The sequence below is a fragment of the Pseudomonas sp. W2-17 genome, assembly GCF_041060445.1.
Taxonomy (GTDB): domain Bacteria; phylum Pseudomonadota; class Gammaproteobacteria; order Pseudomonadales; family Pseudomonadaceae; genus Aquipseudomonas.
This window is the reverse complement of the sequence record NZ_JAUFNS010000007.1, coordinates 21,111-40,023: the sequence shown is the minus strand read 5'-3', so window position 1 is coordinate 40,023 and position 18,913 is coordinate 21,111. Positions and strand designations below refer to the sequence as shown.

The 18,913-nt window shown below is 61.5% G+C and carries 14 protein-coding genes; 7 read left to right on the top strand and 7 right to left on the bottom strand.

All coding sequences use genetic code 11. The annotated features are described in order from the left end of the window. Positions 1-184 precede the first annotated feature (184 nt). Entirely contained in the window at positions 185-1,981 is a 1,797-nt protein-coding gene (locus tag QWI20_RS10605; RefSeq protein ID WP_369305445.1) for a methyl-accepting chemotaxis protein, read from the top strand. A 152-nt stretch (positions 1,982-2,133) separates the two neighbouring features. Here QWI20_RS10605 and QWI20_RS10600 read toward each other — a convergent pair whose 3' ends face one another. Both QWI20_RS10600 and lon read right to left on the bottom strand, forming a co-directional pair. Next, complete coding sequence (locus tag QWI20_RS10600) at positions 2,134-2,526, bottom strand: protease inhibitor I42 family protein (RefSeq protein WP_369305444.1); 393 nt, start codon at positions 2,524-2,526, stop codon at positions 2,134-2,136. Positions 2,527-2,656: 130 nt separating this feature from the next. Continuing rightward, entirely contained in the window at positions 2,657-5,074 is a 2,418-nt protein-coding gene (gene lon, locus QWI20_RS10595; RefSeq protein ID WP_369305443.1) for an endopeptidase La, read from the bottom strand. Between the two features lie 259 nt (positions 5,075-5,333). Here lon and QWI20_RS10590 point away from each other — a divergent pair, with 259 nt between their 5' ends. Genes QWI20_RS10590 through QWI20_RS10575 form a run of 4 tightly spaced genes read left to right on the top strand, consistent with a single transcriptional unit; the run spans position 5,334 to position 9,683 of the window. After that, positions 5,334-6,005, top strand: coding sequence for a methylamine utilization protein (locus QWI20_RS10590; protein ID WP_369305442.1), 672 nt, complete (start codon positions 5,334-5,336; stop codon positions 6,003-6,005). Then, positions 6,002-8,347, top strand: a complete 2,346-nt coding sequence (locus QWI20_RS10585; RefSeq protein ID WP_369305441.1) for an EAL domain-containing protein — start codon at positions 6,002-6,004, stop codon at positions 8,345-8,347. The genes QWI20_RS10590 and QWI20_RS10585 overlap by 4 nt, the downstream gene beginning before the upstream one ends. A gap of 14 nt (positions 8,348-8,361) precedes the next feature. Further along, positions 8,362-9,252, top strand: a complete 891-nt coding sequence (locus QWI20_RS10580; RefSeq protein WP_346630735.1) for a DUF3034 family protein — start codon at positions 8,362-8,364, stop codon at positions 9,250-9,252. Then, positions 9,252-9,683 carry a group 1 truncated hemoglobin gene (locus tag QWI20_RS10575; RefSeq protein ID WP_369305440.1) on the top strand — a complete coding sequence of 144 codons (432 nt, stop codon included), beginning with the start codon at positions 9,252-9,254 and terminating at the stop codon, positions 9,681-9,683. The genes QWI20_RS10580 and QWI20_RS10575 overlap by 1 nt, the downstream gene beginning before the upstream one ends. 180 nt (positions 9,684-9,863) lie before the next feature. On the opposite strand, the gene QWI20_RS10570 is transcribed toward QWI20_RS10575, so the two are convergent. From QWI20_RS10570 to QWI20_RS10560, 3 genes are all read right to left on the bottom strand, one after another. Next, positions 9,864-12,305: a glucose/quinate/shikimate family membrane-bound PQQ-dependent dehydrogenase gene (locus QWI20_RS10570; RefSeq protein WP_369305439.1), complete on the bottom strand. Its 2,442-nt coding sequence runs from the start codon at positions 12,303-12,305 to the stop codon at positions 9,864-9,866. A 113-nt stretch (positions 12,306-12,418) separates the two neighbouring features. Then, positions 12,419-13,801 carry a carbohydrate porin gene (locus QWI20_RS10565; protein WP_369305438.1) on the bottom strand — a complete coding sequence of 461 codons (1,383 nt, stop codon included), beginning with the start codon at positions 13,799-13,801 and terminating at the stop codon, positions 12,419-12,421. A 506-nt stretch (positions 13,802-14,307) separates the two neighbouring features. After that, on the bottom strand, positions 14,308-16,338 hold the full coding sequence (locus QWI20_RS10560; protein WP_369305437.1) for a TonB-dependent receptor: 2,031 nt from the start codon (positions 16,336-16,338) through the stop codon (positions 14,308-14,310). Positions 16,339-16,525: 187 nt separating this feature from the next. Between QWI20_RS10560 and QWI20_RS10555 the strand changes: the two genes are divergently transcribed. Continuing rightward, positions 16,526-16,753 carry a VF530 family DNA-binding protein gene (locus QWI20_RS10555; RefSeq protein ID WP_074888901.1) on the top strand — a complete coding sequence of 76 codons (228 nt, stop codon included), beginning with the start codon at positions 16,526-16,528 and terminating at the stop codon, positions 16,751-16,753. Between the two features lie 33 nt (positions 16,754-16,786). Continuing rightward, on the top strand, positions 16,787-17,449 hold the full coding sequence (locus tag QWI20_RS10550) for a Pr6Pr family membrane protein (RefSeq protein ID WP_369305436.1): 663 nt from the start codon (positions 16,787-16,789) through the stop codon (positions 17,447-17,449). 71 nt (positions 17,450-17,520) lie between these two features. On the opposite strand, the gene QWI20_RS10545 is transcribed toward QWI20_RS10550, so the two are convergent. Beyond that, complete coding sequence (locus tag QWI20_RS10545; RefSeq protein ID WP_369305435.1) at positions 17,521-18,291, bottom strand: siderophore-interacting protein; 771 nt, start codon at positions 18,289-18,291, stop codon at positions 17,521-17,523. After that, positions 18,288-18,881: a PadR family transcriptional regulator gene (locus QWI20_RS10540; protein ID WP_369305434.1), complete on the bottom strand. Its 594-nt coding sequence runs from the start codon at positions 18,879-18,881 to the stop codon at positions 18,288-18,290. Before QWI20_RS10540 ends, QWI20_RS10545 begins: the two co-directional genes overlap by 4 nt. Positions 18,882-18,913: the final 32 nt, after the last annotated feature.

Below are 18,913 nucleotides of genomic sequence, written 5' to 3'. Positions count from 1 at the left end.
TGATGGTTCTCAATTATCGGTAAGTTACAATTGAGAATCAATGTCATTTATTCCTTGCGTTGGTGTTTGCTGCAATGCTGGCCATGATCGGATGCCTCCACCCCGCAGCATTAAAGCTTTCCCCCGAGCAGTCGAAACACCTTAATTCGCAACCCATTTCATTACTGGCACAGGGAACCGTGGCATGCATGCGTTCAAGGCGTTGTACGAGTCCATCGAAAGGCAGTTTTTCAATTCTTTGACCAAGAAGCTGTCGAGCCTTTTTCTGGTGGTGGTGGTGAGCGCCGTGGTGTACTGGGTAGCCGTGAGCCTGCGCGCGGACATTCTTCTGCAGTTGCGCAGCGCGCAGTTGCCGGCGGAGACGCTAGGCATGATCGAGGGCAAACTCGATGTGCTGAGCAACGCCATTCTGGGCAGCACGCTGTTTACCCTGTGTCTGGTCAGCTTCATGGTCTGGTATTTCCGGCACTTGATCGTGCGGCCGGTGACCCAGATGACCCTGGCGCTGGAAGGCATTGCCAATGGCGAGGGCGACCTGTCCAAGGACTTGCCGCTGTTGACCCACGATGAGATTCGCGTGCTGGCGAGTACCTGCAACCGGTTTCTGGCCAAACAGCGGGAGATCATCAGCAGCGTTCAGGCGTTGACCGTGCACATTGCCGTGGAGTCCGCGCGCTCGCTGAAAAACATCAGCGATTCCAGTGACAGCGCGACCCATCAGGCGCGCTTCGCCAAGGAAGTCATGGAGCAGAGCAACGACGCAGTGGGTCGGATTGCCGAGGTGTCCCGGCAGACTCAGGGCATTTCCGGGACCACCGCGCAGAACCTCAGCATGGCCCGCGACTCCTACACTGAACTGCTGGAAGTGACCGGCAACATCAGTGAGATTTCCACCAGCCTGAATGAGTTCGGCACCCTGGTTTCGGCGCTGAACCAGCGTTCGTCGAGCATCAAATCCATCGTCGGATTGATTCAACAGATCTCCTCCCAGACCAACCTTCTGGCCCTCAACGCGGCGATCGAGGCGGCGCGTGCAGGGGAGAGCGGGCGTGGTTTCGCGGTGGTTGCCGACGAAGTCCGGACCTTGGCGCAGAACGTCAGCCGCGCCACCGAGGACATTTCTCAGAACATCGACGCCATGTTGCTGGAAGTGAGCTCGACCCACGAGCAAACCACCCAGATCAGCCACAGCGCCCGGGAGACCCAGAAAGTGGTCGAGCGCGCCTCTGGGCATTTCGAGAGCATGATCGGCGACTTCGAGTCCACCCACACCAAGCTGGAGGACATCGCCTCGCACATCCAGCAGTTCGCCGACAGCAACACCGGCATCAACGACCGTGTCACGCAGATTCATGCGGACAGCCAGTCCATCGACCAGCGCATGCAGCATTCGGCCACGGCCACTCGTGATCTGTCGGGCGTGGCGGAAAAGGTTCAGGCGCTGCTGGGCCGGTTTGTTCTCGGGCATGGCGCGCTGGACGCTGGCATTACCCGCGCCAGTCATTGCCGCGACCGGCTCCAGGTGCGCCTGGCCGCGCTGCAACGTGAGGGCGTCAACCTGTTCGATCAGAACTACAAATTGATTCCCGGGACTGATCCCAAGCAATACACGACCAGCTACACCGAACGCTTCGCGCAGATCTGTCAGGAGGAGTGCGACGCGCTCACCAAAGGCACGCGGGGCGGTAAGGTCACCTTCATCGTCGACAGCAAGGGTTACTGTCCGGTGAACAACAGCTGGGTGTCGAAAAAACCTACGGGCGACCGAGCTATCGACCTACCGGTGTGCCGGAACAAGCGCATGTTCGCTGACCCCATCGGCCTGCGCGCAGCCGCTAACCAACAGCGCTTCCTGCTGCAAACCTACTTGCGCGACACTGGCGAAATCATGACCGAGATCGACGTGCCGTTCTTCTTCGAAGGCCGTCATTGGGGCAACTTGCGCATGGGCTTCGACGCTGCGCAATTACTGGCCGAGTGACGGGGGCTTACGCCAGTACTTGGCGGCTTGCATGGAAGGGGGCAGATTGATTTACGGAGAAGCGTGTAAATAAATCAGTCCCCTTTGGCGATCAGCCCTTCGCCGGCAAGGACGTTCCTGCGGGGGCGGGTGGCCTTGGAATGGGCGGGCGATCAGTTCACCGTGATGACGCAATCGAAGGTGCGCGCCGGCGCCACTTCCGGTGCCCAGGGCTGTCGATAGACCATTATGAGGTGGCCCGTGCCCGGGCTGGCCGCTCGGTAGCGCCACACCGACTGACCGCCTTCACCGACCAGACCGACGTCCTTTGAGGCGTTGAACACCTCGGGCCCGAGACTGCCGAGTATCGACGGCGCGGGGTTCTGCACCAGCCAGCGATAACCCGTAGTGGGGTTGCTCGGCAGCATCAGCATGAGAGTCTGGCCGGTTTTAAGAGAAAGGGGACAGTCTTGCTGATCGTCCAGCGAAACGATCTGTTTTGGCGCCTGGGCGCAGGCGGCGAGCAGGCTGAGGCTGAGCGGGACGAGCAGGCGGGCAGGGGTCATGAAGGCTCCGGTCATAAACAACGTGGAGGGAGAATAACCGAAGACGGGAGAGATGCTAATCAGGTGGGCCACACAAGACGTGTGAGGGCGGCCAGGGTGGCGCCCCCACACGTTGAGGCGAGGTCAGTGCTTAAAACAATATCTTCGCCACATCCGCAAAACGTTTGGCGAAGTGCGCGGTGATGCCTTCTTTCAGGTAATCCGGCAGTTCTTCGAAGTTGCCGCGGTTGGCCTCCGGCAGGATCAGCTCATAGATCTTCTGCCGACGCGCCGCAATGACTTTCTCCCGCACGCCGCCAATCGGCAGTACATGACCGGTCAGGGTCAGTTCGCCGGTCATGGCCACGCCTTTTTTCGGCGCCTGGTTACGCGCCAGCGACAGCAGCGCACTGGCCATGGTCACACCGGCACTTGGCCCGTCTTTCGGCGTTGCACCTTCAGGCACGTGCAAGTGAACAAAGGCTTCGTCGAAGAAGCTTTTGTCGCCGCCAAACTTCGCGAGATTGGAGCTGACGTAGCTGTAGGCGATTTCAGCAGATTCCTTCATCACATCGCCCAACTGGCCGGTGAGCTTGAAGCCGCGGTTGAGCGTATGGATGCGGGTCGCTTCGATCGGCAGCGTCGCGCCACCCATGCTGGTCCAGGCCAGGCCGGTAATCACGCCGGTGCCCGACAACACTTGCTCATTGCGGAACACCGCCATGCCCAGCGAGGCTTCCAGCTCTTTCGGGCCGATCTTGACCACGGTGTCCGGGTTGTCCAGCAGCTTGACCACAGCCTTGCGCACCAGTTTGCCGAGCTGTTTTTCCAGCTGCCGCACGCCGGCTTCCCGCGCATACCCTTCAATCACCGCGCGCAACGCACTGTCGCTGATCATCAGGCTGTTTTTCGACACGCCGGCCTTGGCCAGTTGCTTGGGCCACAGATGGCGCTTGGCGATGGCGAGCTTTTCTTCGGTGATATAGCCGGATAGGCGAATCACTTCCATCCGGTCCAGCAGCGGGCCGGGGATTGAGTCCAGGGTGTTCGCGGTGCAGATGAACAGCACCTTCGACAGGTCCAGACGCAGGTCGAGGTAGTGGTCGAGGAATTCGACGTTCTGCTCCGGGTCCAGTGTTTCCAGCAGCGCCGAGGCCGGGTCGCCCTGGAAGCTCTGGCCCATCTTGTCGATCTCGTCGAGCATGATGACCGGGTTCATCACTTCCACGTCTTTCAGCGCCTGCACCAGCTTGCCCGGCTGGGCGCCGATGTAGGTGCGACGGTGACCCTTGATCTCGGCCTCGTCGCGCATGCCGCCGACGCTGAAACGGTAGAAAGGCCGGCCCAGGGATTCCGCAATCGACTTGCCGACGCTGGTTTTACCCACGCCCGGCGGGCCGACCAGCAGCACGATGGAGCCGGAGATTTCGCCTTTGTAGGCGCCGACGGCGAGGAATTCGAGAATGCGGCTCTTGATGTCATCAAGGCCGGCGTGGTGCTGATCGAGCACCTTGCGCGCGTGTTTCAGGTCGAGCTTGTCGTCGCCGAACACGCCCCACGGCACCGAACTTGCCCAGTCCAGGTAGTTGCGGGTGACGGCGTATTCCGGCGAACCGGTTTCCAGCACCGACAGCTTGTTGATCTCTTCGTCGATGCGCTTGCGCGCCTGGGGCGGCAGGGTCTTGCCGACCAGACGCTCTTCGAACTGTTCGATGTCAGCGCTGCGGTCGTCCTTGGTTAAGCCCAGCTCCTGCTGGATGACCTTCAGCTGTTCCTTGAGGAAGAACTCACGCTGGTGCTCGCCGATCTTACGGTTCACTTCCGCAGAGATTTCTTTCTGCAGACGCGCGACTTCGACTTCCTTGCGCAGCATCGGCAGGACTTTTTCCATGCGCTTGAGCACGGGCACGCAATCGAGCACCTGCTGCAGTTCGACGCCCGTGGCGGAGGTCAGGGCCGCAGCGAAGTCGGTCAGCGGGGAAGGATCGTTGGGGCTGAAGCGATTGAGGTAGTTCTTCAATTCTTCGCTGTACAGCGGGTTGAGCGGCAGCAGCTCCTTGATCGCGTTGATCAGCGCCATGCCGTAGGCCTTGACCTCGTCGGTCGGCTCGTTGGGCTGGTGCGGGTATTCGACTTCCACCAGAAACGGCGGGCGATGGTGCTTGAGCCAGGTCTTGATGCGCACGCGGCTCAGGCCCTGGGCGACGAACTGCAGCTTGCCGTTTTCACGGCTGGCGTGGTGCACCTTGACCAGCGTGCCGTACTCCGGCAACGCCTTGGTGTCGAAATGACGGGGGTCGTCGGGCGGGGTGTCCATGAAAAACAGCGCCAGCGAGTGGTGATCAGACTTGCTGACCAGCTCCAGCGTTTCGGCCCAGGGCTCTTCATTGACGATGACCGGCAGCACTTGCGCGGGGAAGAACGGACGGTTGTGGATCGGGATGATGTACACCTGATCCGGCAGGTTCTGACCGGGCAGGGCGAGGCGCTTGTTGTCGGAGCCGAGGATTTCGTGCTCATGATCGTCGTCGGGGTGCGGCTGGTTGGCGTCGGACTGCTGGTCGCTCATGGGGCACCTGCATAAATGGAGATGAGCCTTAGATGGGGCACAAGGCCTCAGGTTTCAATAGCGCCGGTCGATAGCAATGACTAAGCAGGTCGATTTAAAAGCATATGTGGCGTTGCGCCAGGCCGTGGCCTCCAATAGGTGATGGCCATGTGCTTTGCCGGAAGTCCGTCTGATATCGCCGACCTCCGATCCGTGGGCTACGCTGGAAATCATCGCCAAGTAGGCTCTTTTGCGGGCCTCGCTGTCTGGAACATCTGTCATGCGCCGTGTTTTTACTTCGTTGTTTCTGGTTGTAACCGCTCTGTATGGCACCTTCGCCCATGCGGCCAGCCTGACCGTCGAGTTCGTCGATGGCCAGGGCAAGCCGCTTGCCGACGCGGTGCTCACCCTGCGCGGTGCTACTTCGCCGCCTGCCGGGTCGCTGAAAGCCGACATGGACCAGCGCGATGTGCAATTTGCCCCCCACGTGCTGGCGGTGCGCACCGGCACCCAAATCAGTTTTCCCAACAGCGATCAAATCCGCCATCAGGTGTATTCGTTCTCGACGCCCAAGCGTTTCGAACTGCGGTTGTATGGCGGCACGCCGTCGGCCCCCGTGCTGTTCGACAAGCCGGGCGTGGTGGTGCTCGGCTGCAACGTGCACGACAACATGCTTGGTTATGTGTACGTCAGCGACGATGGCTGGTTTGGCGTGAGCAACGACAAAGGTGCGCTGACTCTGGAGCAAGTGCCCGCCGGTCACTACACCGTCACCCTCTGGCACCCGCAGGCCCCCGACATGCTGCCGGTGTCCGGCGGCGACATCGACATTCCGGCCGGTGGCCTCAAGCAGCGGTTCAGCATCGCCGTACAGCCCAACGCCGAGAACACCCCCGCCGCGCCGCCGTCCAGTGCGTTCGGCGATGCCTTCCATAAAGCGGCCCACGAATGAAGGTGCGCATCAGCTTTCAGGCGCGGATTGCCGGCGTGTTGATCATGCTGCTGCTGATCGTGGTCTTCGCCGTGTTTATTGCGGTGAAAGCCGCCACCCAGGACGCTGTGCGCAAACAGGCCCAGGCGCAGCTCGAAGTCGGCACCCGCGTGTTTGAAGGCTTGCTGGAAATGCGCGGCAAGCGGCTGCGCGACGCCGTGCAGTTGTTGTCCACCGACTTCGGTTTCCGTGATGCCGTGGCATCTGCGGACTCGGCAACCATTCGTTCGGTGCTGCTCAACCACGGCGCCCGAATCAACGCCAATGACATGTTCCTGCTGGGCATGGACGGCACGGTCATGGCCAGCACCGTCGCGCAGATCCCCGAAGGTTCGCCGTTCCCCTACATCCAGGCGTTGCGTGAGCTCAAGGGCAAGAATCAATCGATGTTGATCGTGCCGTTGCAGGGCCAGCCGCACTTGCTGGTGGAAAGCACCGTGCTCGCACCGCTGCCGATCGCCCGCGTGGTGATGGGTTTCAGCATGGACGGTGATCTGGCGCAGGAACTGCGCTCGTTGAGCGGTTTGCAGGTGTCGTTTCTATCGATCGTGCAAAAGCAACCGGGTCAGATGATCAGTACGCAGCCGGAGACGCTGTTCGACAGCCTGCGCAGCGTGATGATGAATCCGCCCAGCAACGAGATGCAGATGACCGAGCACCACAGCCAGAGTTTTCTGAGCAAAACCCTGCGGTTGGGGAGCGACAGCGACAACGAGGTCGTGGCTCTGCTGCAGAGCCCGCTGGATCAAGCCATGCAGGCATTCGCGCCGCTGGATAAGACGCTGTTCTGGATCACTTTCGTGGCGTTGGCGTGTTCGCTGATCGGCGCGCTGTTACTGGCGCGCAGCCTGTCGCGGCCGGTCAGCGCCCTGGCTCAAGCCGCTCGGCGCATCGGCGCCGGTGATTACGCCACGCCGGTGGCGCTGGATCGCCGAGATGAATTAGGCCTGCTCGCCAGCGCCATCAATTCAATGCAGAGCGGGATCGCCGAGCGTGAGCTGCAGCTGGCGCACAATGCCCTGCATGATCCACTGACCGGGCTGCCCAACCGCGCGCTGGTCATGGAGCGCCTCGGCAGCGCGGTCGTTGCTCAACGGCCAGTGGCGCTGCTTTATCTGGGCATCGATAACTTCCGCGCGATCAGCACCAACGTCGGTCTGGAGGGGGTTGAGCAACTGCTGAGGATTATCAGCGGGCAGCTGCAGGAGCCGCTGCGTCCCGGCGATACGGTGGCGCGGCTCTCCGACAACGAATTTCTACTGTTGGTGCAAAATGCCGAGACCGACAGCGCCGTCGCGGTGGCTGACCGGCTGCAGCGTTTACTGGTCAAGCCCCAGCGCATCGGCGAGCAGGACATCGCGATGGATGCCTGCATCGGCATCGCGGCCTATCCGGCCAATGGCGATTCGGCGACCGAGCTGCTCAGGCGTGCGTCCATTGCGCGGCAGGACGCGGCGCAGTTGCCGGGGCGTCTGCAAGTCTATGTGGACGGTCGTGATGTGGCTCACCTGCGCCAGATCAGTCTGATCCGCGACTTGCGCCAGGCCGCCCGCAACGGCGAGCTTTCACTGCATTACCAGCCGAAACTGGACATTCGCAACGGCCGGGTCACTCAGGCCGAGGCCTTGCTGCGCTGGCAGCACCCGCAATTCGGCTCGGTATCGCCCGCCGAGTTCATCCTGCTGGCGGAGCGCACCGGCAGCATTCAGATCCTCACCAACTGGGTCATCGAAGACGCGCTGCGCCAGCTCGCCGAGTGGGCGCAGCGCGGTCTCATTCTGCAGGTCTCGGTGAACATCTCGGCGGACGACCTGCTGGGCAACGATCTGGCTGACCGCGTTTCGGCGCTGCTCAAACGGTACCGCGTGCCGGCCGAGCAGCTGATTTTCGAGATCACCGAAAGCGCCATCATGCGCGAGCCGGAGCAGTCGCTGAAGGTGCTCAATCGCCTGCGCGAATTCGGCATCAGCCTGTCGGTGGATGATTTCGGTACCGGTTACTCCTCGCTGGCCCACCTGAAACGGCTGCCGGTGCATGAATTGAAGATCGATCAGTCATTTGTGCGCGATCTGGATGAAACCAGCGAAGACGCCGTCATCGTGCGCTCGACCATTGAGATGAGCCACAACCTGGGCCTGAAGGTGGTCGCCGAGGGCGTCGAATACGAACATAGCCTGCGTCTGCTGGAGCGCTGGCACTGCGACACCGCGCAGGGTTACTTGATCAGCCGGCCGCTGAGTGCGGTCGCATTCGAAGCCTGGATCTCGCAGGCCCAGCTCCCACCCCGCATGACGATGCATTGATGGAACAGAGATTTATGGCACGAAATCTTTCGACGTGTTTGAGCCCCGTGGTACTGGCCAGCGTGGTAGGAGCCTGCGCAGCGTGGGTTGCGCCTGCGGCTGAAGCCGAACAGGGGCGGCTGATCGCCACCGGCGGTGCCAGCAGCATTGAGGGCGGCGCAGGCGGCGGGATCATTCCCTGGGCCATGCTGGCCGGGTATGACGAGCAGGGCGAGTGGGGCGGCAATGCTTTCGCGACCCACGTCGATTTGCCGGACTACACCCTTGATGTGGTCGGTGCTGCGGCTTCCTATGGCAATCGCGTCGAGATTTCCTACGCCCATCAACGCTTTGACTTGGGATCGCTGGTCAGCAAGCTCAATCTTCCGGAAGACAACCTCACTCAGGATATCTTCGGCGTGAAGGTCCGCCTGTTTGGCGACCTGATCTACGATCAACTGCCGCAGGTCTCGGCGGGGCTGGAATACAAGCATCAGAACGATTTCCTCATCCCCAGCCTGGTGGGCGCCAAGCGGGATTCGGACGTCGAGGGTTACGTCACGGCGAGCCGCCTGTTCATGGGCGCGGCCTTTGGCTACAACGTAGTGGTCAACGCCGGCTTGCGTTATAGCCGCGCCAACGAAACCGGTTTAATGGGCTTTGGCGGCGACCGCCGCGATACCCGCAGCGTGCTGAAAGAGGGCGGCGCGGCCATCCTGTTCAACCCGCACTGGGCGGTGGGCATGGACTATCGCGAGAAGCCCGACAACCTGTCGTTCGCCGGCGAAAGCGACTGGGCGGATTTCTTTGTCGGCTGGTTTCCCAACAAGCATGTTTCCGTGGTGCTCGCCTACGCGCACCTCGGTGAAATCGCCACGCTGGACAACCAGAACGGCACGTACCTTTCCGTGCAGGGGAGTTTCTGATGAGGCGGTTTTTGTGGCTGATCCTCGGGCTCAGTCTGTCGCTGCTGGTGGGGTGCGCCCAACAGCCGGCCAGGGACGACAGCCTTTATCAGGACCTGGGCCAACGCGCCGGCATCCAGAAAATCGTCGAAGGCATGCTGCTGCACATCGCCCAGGATGACCGCATCTATAAATACTTCGCCAAGGTCGACATCGTCCGGGTGCGCGACAAACTGGTGGAGCGGTTTTGCGTCGAGGCAGGCGGGCCGTGCACGTACACGGGTGACTCCCTGGAAGAAGTGCACAAGGGCATGAAAATCAGCCGCAGTGATTTCAATGCGCTGGTGGAGAACCTCATCGATGCGATGAACGAGCAGCACATTCCGGTCACGACGCAGAACCGGTTCATTGCCCGGCTAGCGCCTCAGCGTGGGGAAGTGATCGAGAAGTAGGGATGTGTGCTTCGAGTCAAAGGGGACAGATTAATTTACGGTGAAACGTTGTAAATAAATCAGTCCCCTTTTGAGAGTCCCCTTTTGAGCGTCTTCAAGCTTTTCAGCGCCCACAAAAAAGGCGGTCACCTCACGGGACCGCCTTTTCTGTTACTGCATGCAGCTAATCAGTGAAACTGATCAATCCGGCAGTTTGTAGGCGATCACGTAATCGCCCTGTTTGGTGCCCAGCGAACCGTGACCGCCTGCAACGACCAGCACGTATTGCTTGCCGTCCTTGCCGGTGTAAGTCATCGGCGTGGTTTGAGCGCCTGCTGGCAGACGACCTTCCCACAACTGCTTGCCGTTACGGACATCGTAGGCGCGCAGGTACTGGTCCAGTGTGGCGCTGAGGAACGACACACCGCTGGCGGTGATGAACGTGCCGCCCAGGCTTGGAACGCCCATGGTCAGCGGGATCGGAACCGGCGAGCTGTCACGCACGGTGCCGTTCTTGTGCTTCCAGATGGTCTGGTGGTTGGTCAGGTCGACCGCCGCCACGTAACCCCATGCTGGCGCCTGGCACGGCAGGCCCATTGGCGACAACAGCGCTTCGAGGATCACCCCGTACGGCGCGCCTTTGTTTGGCTGCACGCCTTCGGTTTCGCTCTTGCGACCCGGGCCGCCTTCGACTTCTGCCGCCGGTACCAGCTTGGAGCGGAACGCCATGTAGCTCGGGTTCACGAAAGCAATTTGACGCACTGGGTCAACCGAAATACCGCCCCAGTCGAACACGCCGAAGTTACCCGGATACACCAGCGAGCCTTGCAGCGACGGCGGGGTGAACGGGCCTTCATAGCGCAGGGATTTGAAGTCGATCCGGCAGAGCATCTGGTCAAACGGCGTCACGCCCCACATGTCGCGCTCTTTCAGCGGCGGCGGCATGAAGTTCAGGTCGGACTTCGGCTGGGTAGGCGACGTGTGATCGCCGGCAACCGCGCCCTGTGGAACAGGAATTTCGTTGATCGGCACGATAGGCTGACCGTTGCTGCGGTCCAGCACATAGATGCTGCCCTGCTTGGTCGAGGCCAGAACAGCAGGCTTCACGCCGTCAGCGGTTTTCATGTCCATGAGCGTTGGCTGACCGCCGACGTCCATGTCCCACAAGTCATGGTGGGTGAACTGGAAATGCCACTTCACGTGACCGGTGGCGATGTCCAGCGCGACCAGACCTGCGCTGAATTTCTCCGACGCCTCGGTGCGGTTGCCGCCCCACTGGTCAGGCATCTGGTTGCCCATTGGCAGGTAGAGCATGCCCAGCTTTTCGTCGACGCTGAACATCGACCACATGTTGGGCGAGTTGCGGGTGTAGGTCTTGCCCTCGGCAATCGGCGTGGTGTCGTCCGGATTGCCGCTGTCCCAGTTCCAGACCAGACGGCCGGTGTGCACGTCGAACGCACGGATCACGCCCGAAGGCTCATCGGTGGACACGTTGTCGGTGACGTGACCGCCAATGACCACCAGGTCTTTTGTCACGGCCGGTGGCGACGTCGAGTAGTAACCGCCCGGTGCGTAAGTGCCGATGTTGGCGCTCAGGTCGATCGAACCGTGGTTGCCGAAGTCTTCACACATTTTGCCGGTGTCGGCGTTCAGTGCGATCAGACGGGTGTCGGCGGTCGGCAGGAAGATCCGATGCGGGCAGGCATTGGCTGCGCCAGCAACTGCCGGAGCGGCCGGGCTTTGCGCAGGGGCGGCAGCGTCGGCCGGCGTGGTGGAAGCGGTGGAAGCGTAGGCGGCGTCATCGTGATACGACACGCCACGGCAGGTCATGTGCGCCCAACCCTTGAAGTTGGCCGCCTTGCCGCTGCTGATCTTCGGATCGAAGCGCCAGATTTCCTTGCCGGTGTCCGGGTCCAGTGCAATGACCTGGCTGTGCGGCGTGCAGACGTAGAGCATGCCGTTGACTTTCAGCGGCGTGTTTTCGGCTGTGGTTTCACCCGGATCGTTCGGACCCGGAATGTCGCCTGTGCGATAGGTCCACGCCGGGACCAGCTTGCTGACGTTGTCCGGGGTGATCTGCGACAGCGGCGAGTAGCGATCGCCGAAGGCCGTGCGACCGTAGGACTGCCAGTCGCCGTCAGGCATGGCTGGCGCGGCGCTGGTGGTCCCAGCGGTTTCGCGGTCCAGTTGGCCTTTGATTTCACCGGGGTGGGTGAACTGGCTGGCCAGCGCGGCGATGCCCGCGACAATCACGGCGGCGCCCAATGCGCGAGTACCGGTATCGCCGACCTGGCCACGCAGGACCGGACGACGGAACCATGGCAGCAGCATCACGATGCCGAGGGCAAACCAGAGTGCCAGACGTGGCACCAACTGCCACCAATCCAGGCCCACTTCCCACAGCGCCCATACCGTACTGGCGAACAACACCAGTGCGTACAGGCCGAATGCCGCGCTGCGACCCATCATCAGCAGGACGCCGGTGATGGCGAAGCCGATGCCGGCCAGCAGGTAGTAAAGCGAACCGCCCAGCGTCAGCAGTTTGATGCCGCCGACCAGCAAGGCCAGACCCATTATCAGAATCACCAGCCCGAGCAAGCTCGGAAGCAGGCGACCCTTACCGAAAGCACCCTCAGTGCTCATAAGTGTTGTACTCCGTAACGATGTGGTGGTTAACGCGTGTTGGCGTGAAGGCGCGGCGGCCAAGCCATGCCTTCAATGCCGATGCCTGGGCACGAACGGACGAGCAGGGCTGATCAGAACGAGGACTGGATTTTCAGCCCCGCGACCAGTGCGTCATCGACCTGATTCACGCCGCCCGGATGACGGATGAATTGCAGGTTCGGGCGCACGGTCAGCCAGTTGGCTACGTGCACGCCGTAATAGATTTCAGCGTTGTATTCGGTGTCCTGCACGGGCAGGAAGGCCGGGTCGTTGTAGTCCGAGACGCCTTCGGCCTGATTGCGCAGGTTGATGTTCTTGCGGAACGCCGGGTTGACGTGGATGCGGCTGATGCCGACGCCGATGTCGTCCTCGGGGCGCGCGTCGAACGGGCCTTTGTACGTGGCGCCGAGGGCGACGAAGTTGTCGATCATGTTGGTTTTCTTGTCGTGCAGCGTGACGTTGGCGAACAGGCTCAGGCCACGGCTGTTGTCGCTGGCCTGGCTGGTGACTTGCTGGCGCAGGGTCAGCCACATGCCGTGTTTGCTGGACGACGAGGCGTAGTCATCGCCGCTCCGGGCGGCGTATCGGCCGTTGCTGTCCTTGTAAACGTCGCTGCTGTCGGCGGTGCTGTAGTAGTAACCGGCGCGGTATTCGCCCGGCAGGCCGTTGACCTTCGGCGACCAGACCACTTCGACCGGCAATACCGCGCCTTGGGTGCCACTGCCGCTGAGTTTGAAGGCGTTGTCGTTTTCCAGGTTGGACGGGTTCTGCTCGAACGCACCGACCTGCACGAACAGTTCGGGGTTCAACTGGTATTTGACGCGCATCGCCCACTGGCTGATCGGCCAGTTGTACCAGATGCCGCCGCCCCAGTTGCCGACCTGCGAGCCGCACAGCGCCAGGTTCTGGAAGTCGCACGGGAAGGTGTTGAAGTCTTCGCCTTCGTTGAACCGGCCGACCTTGACGCTGAGCGTCTGGTCGAGAAATTTCTGCTGGTACCAGAGGTCGGTCAGTCGCGTGACGTTGCCACGGCCCCAGACTTCCTGGGACGACGAAATGGTGCCGGTGCGCGGATCACCCACGCGGTCGTTGCTGATGTTGTCGCCGTTTCGGTTGGTCAGGGTCAGCTGAAATTCGGCGTCGTGCCAGCCGAGGATTTTCTGCAGGTCCATGTGCGCGCCGAGGGCGAACTGGTCGCTGTAGCGAGTCGCCTTGTCATGGTGGTAGCCGCCGTGCAGGTTGGAGCCCACTTCGACGACTGAATCGAGCTTGAAGTCGTAACCCTGTTCGGAAAGCTCGCTGCGCTTGCCGCCCCAGTCACCCAGCATCCACGGCGACGTGCTGTCGAACGCCGGCGCGGCATGGGCGCAGGTCGCGAACCCCAGCGCCGCAAGGCTCAGCGCGCTGGCATGACGAAGGGCTCGGGACGATTTGCAGGTCGGGGTGCAGGTCAGGCGTTTCAGATGACTGGGCATAGGGCGTGAGGTCTTTTTGAGTTATTCGAGAGCAAAAGGCGATGCCGCTCGCAACGCTTTGAAGGCGCATTGCAAGGTCTTAACAAATGACGAATTAACCGTTTCGGCGTTTAGGGCGGCGATGATAGGGCCCTAACGATTTTTTAAAAAGTCGAAATTGCGACATGGATCGTTGCGGTTGGCGTAACAGTGGTGGGTAGGAAGGGTAGCGCTGTCCACTGTTCAAACCGCCTGTTTACGGTGCTGCGGGGAAGGGCGATTTGCCGCTGACCTTTGCAGGCGGCGCATGGATGAGTGTTTAGCAGGAGTGTTCAGGTTGTAGGATTCAGCGGTCTGGCCGCAGGCGCGTTCCAGATGTAGGACCGGCTTTAGCCGGGAAGAGGCCGGTTCGAACACCGTAGATTTACGAGGTGGCGGATGACGCTTTCCCGGCTGAAGCCGGTCCTGCCAAGTGAGGGGCTCGTTGCGGCCCCTCATGTTGCGGCGTGACCGTTCAGGTGTCGGCGTTAAAACGTCGTCCTTAACCCGACCTCGACACTGCGGCCTTCAGCCGGTGCGATGTCGCGCAGAATGGAGCTGGCGTAGCGCACGGTCTGGTTGGTCAGGTTTTCGCCGCTGACGAAAGCCAGCCACTGGCTGCCGCCCACTTTGAACGTGTAGCCAGCGCTGGCGCCCACGGTCGTGTACCCATCGGTCCCCGATTCATTATCCGGTACGCGGCGTTGGGAAGCGGCGTGCTCGAGGTCAATCCTCGCCTGCCACTTGTCCAGTTCCCACAACAATCCGCTTTGAAGCCGCAACGGCGCGATTCGCGGCAAGGCCTCTCCTGTCTCGAGGTTCTTGGCACGGGTGTAATCGCCGGACAACTCCAGTGCAAAACTGCCATACCGTGTATCTCCCAGCTTCCAGTGATCCTGCGCCTCGAATCCGGTGAACCGTGCCCGCACGCCGGAATAGCTGTACTCGGGGATGCCGTCAGGGTCTTCCGTACCGTCGTCGTTCAATGTGCGGCCGCTGCCCAGCAGTCCGATGTAGTTGGAGAAGTGGCTGTAGAACACGCCGACACTTCCTTTATGGGTGCCATTGTCGAAGCGCAGCGCCAGGTCGCTGGAAACCGCTTTTTCCTTCGACAGGTCAGCGTCACCGACCTCGTACGTACCGGTGGCAACGTGAGCGCCATTGGCATAGAGCTCATAGAACGTCGGCGCCCGTTCGGTGTAGCCAAGGGTCGCCGCCAGCGACCAGATCGGCGTCAGCGTGTAGACGGCTCCGGACGAAACGCTCCCCGCCGTGAAGCTGCTTGAACTGCTGGCGTTCGCGAAGCGTGCGTTGCCTGCGCCGTCAGGGTCCACGGAGGTGTGTTCGATGCGGCCACCCAGGCTGAGCTTTAAGCGATCGGTAGCCTGTAGCTCCTCCAGAATGAACAAGGCACCGGCGTCAGTATCGGTCTGCGGCACGAACGCCTCTTCGCCCAAAGCTGAAAACTCACTGCGTGTCACCTGGGCGCCGACAATGCCTTCAAGTGGGCCGATGGGCTGATGCCGGGCCTCGACGCGGGCTTCATAGCCCTTGTTCTTGAAAGTGGTGCCGACTTCGCCGTCTTCGATCTCCATGTGCTTGTAATCGGTATAACCGGCGTCGAGTTTCACCGAGCTGAACGGGCCGGAGAGATTGCGGATCTCGGAAGCAAAGGCGTAGTGGTCCTGCTCCATGCGAATGCGCACGCCTTGCTCGGCAGGCGAACCGTAGTTCGAATCGTAGTTGCTGTAGGAGAGCCCGGCGTAGCCGTCGTCCCACGTATATGAGCCTCCGACTGCGCCTCCGTCCTGGCGGCCATCGCTGTTGCCGAGGCGGTGTTTCTTGTCACTGTCTTGCGGATCGCGGGCGCGCTCATCGGCGGTGCGGGCATAACCCGGGATCTTCAGGTCGTTGAACTCCCGGGCGTTGGCGTCCAGGTGCAACGCAAAGGTGCCATTGCCCGCTTCCAGTTTTCCCGCGCTGCTGCGGGTCGTGTCGGCACCGCCATAACGCAGCTCGCCGGCGCCGTGAATGCCCTCGATGGCTTCAGTGGGAATGCGGTTGTCGAAGGTGTTGACTACGCCGCCGATGGCGCTGCGCCCGTACAGCAGCGCCGCAGGGCCGCGCACGATTTCAATGCGGTCGACGTTGACCGGGTCCAGCGGCACGGCGTGATCGTAAGACAACGAGGAGGCGTCCAGCGCGCCAACGCCATTGCGCAGGAGCCGGATGCGGTCGCCGTCCAGCCCCCGGATGATCGGCCTGCTCGCGCCCGGTCCGAAATAGGAAGATGACACGCCGGGCTGTTTGTTCAGCGTCTCGCCCAGGCTGCCTTTCTGCTGCAGGGTCAGCTCATCGCCGGTCAGTACGGTGCTGGGCGAGGCAAGTTGATCGCCGCCAAGGGGGTTGGCAGTGATGATTTGCGGTTCTATCTCGATTGCGTACGCAGGGGATGTCATCAGCAATGCGGCAGCCAGTGGCGTCAGGTGCCAGGGACGGGATGGAGCGGGACGGGACATGCGGCGTTTCCTTGCAGAACATACAAAATGTGCGGTTTGTTAGTGTTATAACATAACAATAAAAAAGCAATCATTTTGATATCGGCCCGCTGCGTCGGCTGCCTGCGGCCTTCACACTGATCGCGGCGTCCGCTAAGGTGCGCAGCTCGCGAAACTGTCCTGTCCCATCAGCGTCCATAGGCCCGCCATGACCACACCCAACAACAACCCGCTGCACGGCGTGACGCTGGAGCAGATCCTCATTGCGCTGGTCGAGCATTACGAGTGGTCGGGGCTGGCCGAGCGGATCGACATTCGCTGCTTCAAGAGCGACCCGAGCATCAAGTCCAGCCTGACGTTTCTGCGCAAGACTCCTTGGGCGCGGGAGAAGGTCGAAGGGTTGTACATCAAGCTGGCGCGTACCAAGCGCCCTTGAGCTGACTCGCCGATTTCCAAGGATCTGATCGCAATGCAAAGCCACCCGCTGAAGCTGTCCTCAGGCCGGCGCCGCTTCGTCATCACCGCCGCCATGCTCGGCTGGTTCGGGCTCGCGGTGCAGCTTTACCTGATTCTCTGGGGGCGATGGGTCGACCACGCCAGCCTCCTCGGCGGACTGGTGCGCTTCTGCAGCTTCTTCACCGTGGTCACAAACACGCTGGTGGCGGTGGCACTGAGCTGTGCGCTCATCGACCGGCATTCGGCGGGTTATCGGTTCTTCCGTTCACACGTAGTTTGCGCCGGGATCGCTACCAGCATTATTCTGGTGAGCCTCGCCTACAACCTGCTGCTGCGCCATCTGTGGACGCCCGAGGGCTGGCAGTGGATCGCCGATGAGTTGCTGCACGACGTCATGCCGCTGCTGTTCCTGGGCTACTGGTTGTTCTTCGTGCCCAAAGGCCTGTTGAGACCTAGACATGTGCTGATCTGGACGCTGTATCCCGTCGTCTACTTCGGCTATTTGCTGTTACGCGGAAATGCCTTCGGCGACTATCTCTATCCATTCCTGGACATCGGCACGCTGGGAGTGACCAAGGCGCTGACCAATGCGTTGGGCGTGCTGGCGGGCTTTGTGGTGATTGGGTCAGTCGTGTATGGGATAGACAGGGTTTTGGGCCGCAGAGGGCAGTCGTAAACCGTATGGCTGACGCGCCCAGAATCTGGCGCGCCTGCAGCACTCAATCATTCCCGGCGACCTCAACCGCCTCATTCCTCGTCCGAACCGTCCGCGCGCCAGTAGCCCGCTGCTTTGACAGCCGCTTCGTCCAGCTTGAAGTCATCCAGCAGCACGCGCCGCACCTTGCGTGACAAGGACGATTCGGTCGCTACCCAGGCATACAGGCTGCCTTGCGGCAGGGTCAGTTGGTGCGTGACTTCAAGCAGATCCTGCTTGCCACGCACCACCCAAATGACCTCAATCTGCGCATCGCTGGCCAGCGCCTGGCGCTCCGCCGGGTTGTCGATTTCAACGACCACCAGCGCACGTCGACCGGCCGGCAATGCTTCCAGCCGACGACCAATGGCGGGGAGGGCAGTTTCGTCGCCGATCAGCAGATAGCTGTCGAACATGTCCGGCACGATCATCGAACCCCGAGGCCCGGCGATATTCAGCGTTTGCCCAGCTTCGGCCTGAGCGGCCCAGGTCGCCGCCGGACCGTCGCCATGCAGCACGAAATCGATGTCCAATTCGCCGGTCTGCGGGTCGTAACGACGCGGGGTGTAGTCGCGCATCGTCGGGCGCGGGCCTTCGGCGTTTTGCAACGGCGCATTGCCGTCCAGCGCTGCCTGCTCTTCGGGGGTGGTGGCGAACAACAGTTTGACGTGGTCATCCGTGCCCAGACTGATGAACCCCGTAAGCTCCGGCCCGTGCAAGGTGACGCGGCGCATGCGCGGGGTGATGTCGGTCACCCTCAACACCTGCAGCTTGCGACGTTTGATCTCGTGGCTGACGCGGTGAATTCCCTGGGGTGCATTCATTCCGGTTTCTCCGCAGCAGCTTGTTGGCCGTCGACGATGGCTTTCGCGGTGTCGTTCAGCAGGTCGCGAACCCGCAGGATTTCCTCGGGGTTCCAGCGACCGTGGTGCATCTGCAACGCATGCCGCAGGTTGTGCACGGCCTCGTGGATTTCCGGCGGACGATCATGCCCACGCAACGAGCGCTTGCTGACGTCGATGCGCATTTTCACGCCATCCAGTGCCACCGCCTGTTCAGTCAGGAACTTCTGACCGGCCTCAGTGATGCCATAGCGCTTCTTGCCGCCATCGGCATCGCCCTGGATCAACTCGCTCTCTTCCAGAAAGGTCAGCGTCGGGTAAATCACGCCCGGGCTCGGGCTGTAGGCGCCGTCGAACAGCGCTTCGATCTGGCGAATCAAGTCATACCCGTGGCACGGCTGATCGGCGATCAACGCCAGCAGCAACAATTTCAGGTCGCCCGGCGCAAAGACGCGAGGCCCGCGACCGCCGCGTTCTCGGCCGGTACGTTTCTCGAAACCATCGCGGCCGTCGCCGTGTTCGCCGAAGTGAGGACGATGATGGTGGGGGTGATCGTGTGAGTGGTCTTTCATTTTTTTCATCTCTTGGTACAAGTTAGATATAC

Excerpts from the sequence above, each read along its gene's own strand:
- lon (WP_369305443.1), bottom strand. The coding sequence starts at position 5,074 with ATGAGCGACCAGCAGTCCGACGCCAACCAGCCGCACCCCGACGACGAT.
- QWI20_RS10580 (WP_346630735.1), top strand. The coding sequence starts at position 8,362 with ATGGCACGAAATCTTTCGACGTGTTTGAGCCCCGTGGTACTGGCCAGC.
- QWI20_RS10540 (WP_369305434.1), bottom strand. The coding sequence starts at position 18,881 with ATGAAAGACCACTCACACGATCACCCCCACCATCATCGTCCTCACTTC.
- QWI20_RS10575 (WP_369305440.1), top strand. The coding sequence starts at position 9,252 with ATGAGGCGGTTTTTGTGGCTGATCCTCGGGCTCAGTCTGTCGCTGCTG.
- QWI20_RS10550 (WP_369305436.1), top strand. The coding sequence starts at position 16,787 with ATGCAAAGCCACCCGCTGAAGCTGTCCTCAGGCCGGCGCCGCTTCGTC.
- QWI20_RS10555 (WP_074888901.1), top strand. The coding sequence starts at position 16,526 with ATGACCACACCCAACAACAACCCGCTGCACGGCGTGACGCTGGAGCAG.
- QWI20_RS10590 (WP_369305442.1), top strand. The coding sequence starts at position 5,334 with ATGCGCCGTGTTTTTACTTCGTTGTTTCTGGTTGTAACCGCTCTGTAT.
- QWI20_RS10585 (WP_369305441.1), top strand. The coding sequence starts at position 6,002 with ATGAAGGTGCGCATCAGCTTTCAGGCGCGGATTGCCGGCGTGTTGATC.
- QWI20_RS10600 (WP_369305444.1), bottom strand. The coding sequence starts at position 2,526 with ATGACCCCTGCCCGCCTGCTCGTCCCGCTCAGCCTCAGCCTGCTCGCC.
- QWI20_RS10605 (WP_369305445.1), top strand. The coding sequence starts at position 185 with ATGCATGCGTTCAAGGCGTTGTACGAGTCCATCGAAAGGCAGTTTTTC.
- QWI20_RS10560 (WP_369305437.1), bottom strand. The coding sequence starts at position 16,338 with ATGTCCCGTCCCGCTCCATCCCGTCCCTGGCACCTGACGCCACTGGCT.
- QWI20_RS10565 (WP_369305438.1), bottom strand. The coding sequence starts at position 13,801 with ATGCCCAGTCATCTGAAACGCCTGACCTGCACCCCGACCTGCAAATCG.
- QWI20_RS10570 (WP_369305439.1), bottom strand. The coding sequence starts at position 12,305 with ATGAGCACTGAGGGTGCTTTCGGTAAGGGTCGCCTGCTTCCGAGCTTG.
- QWI20_RS10545 (WP_369305435.1), bottom strand. The coding sequence starts at position 18,291 with ATGAATGCACCCCAGGGAATTCACCGCGTCAGCCACGAGATCAAACGT.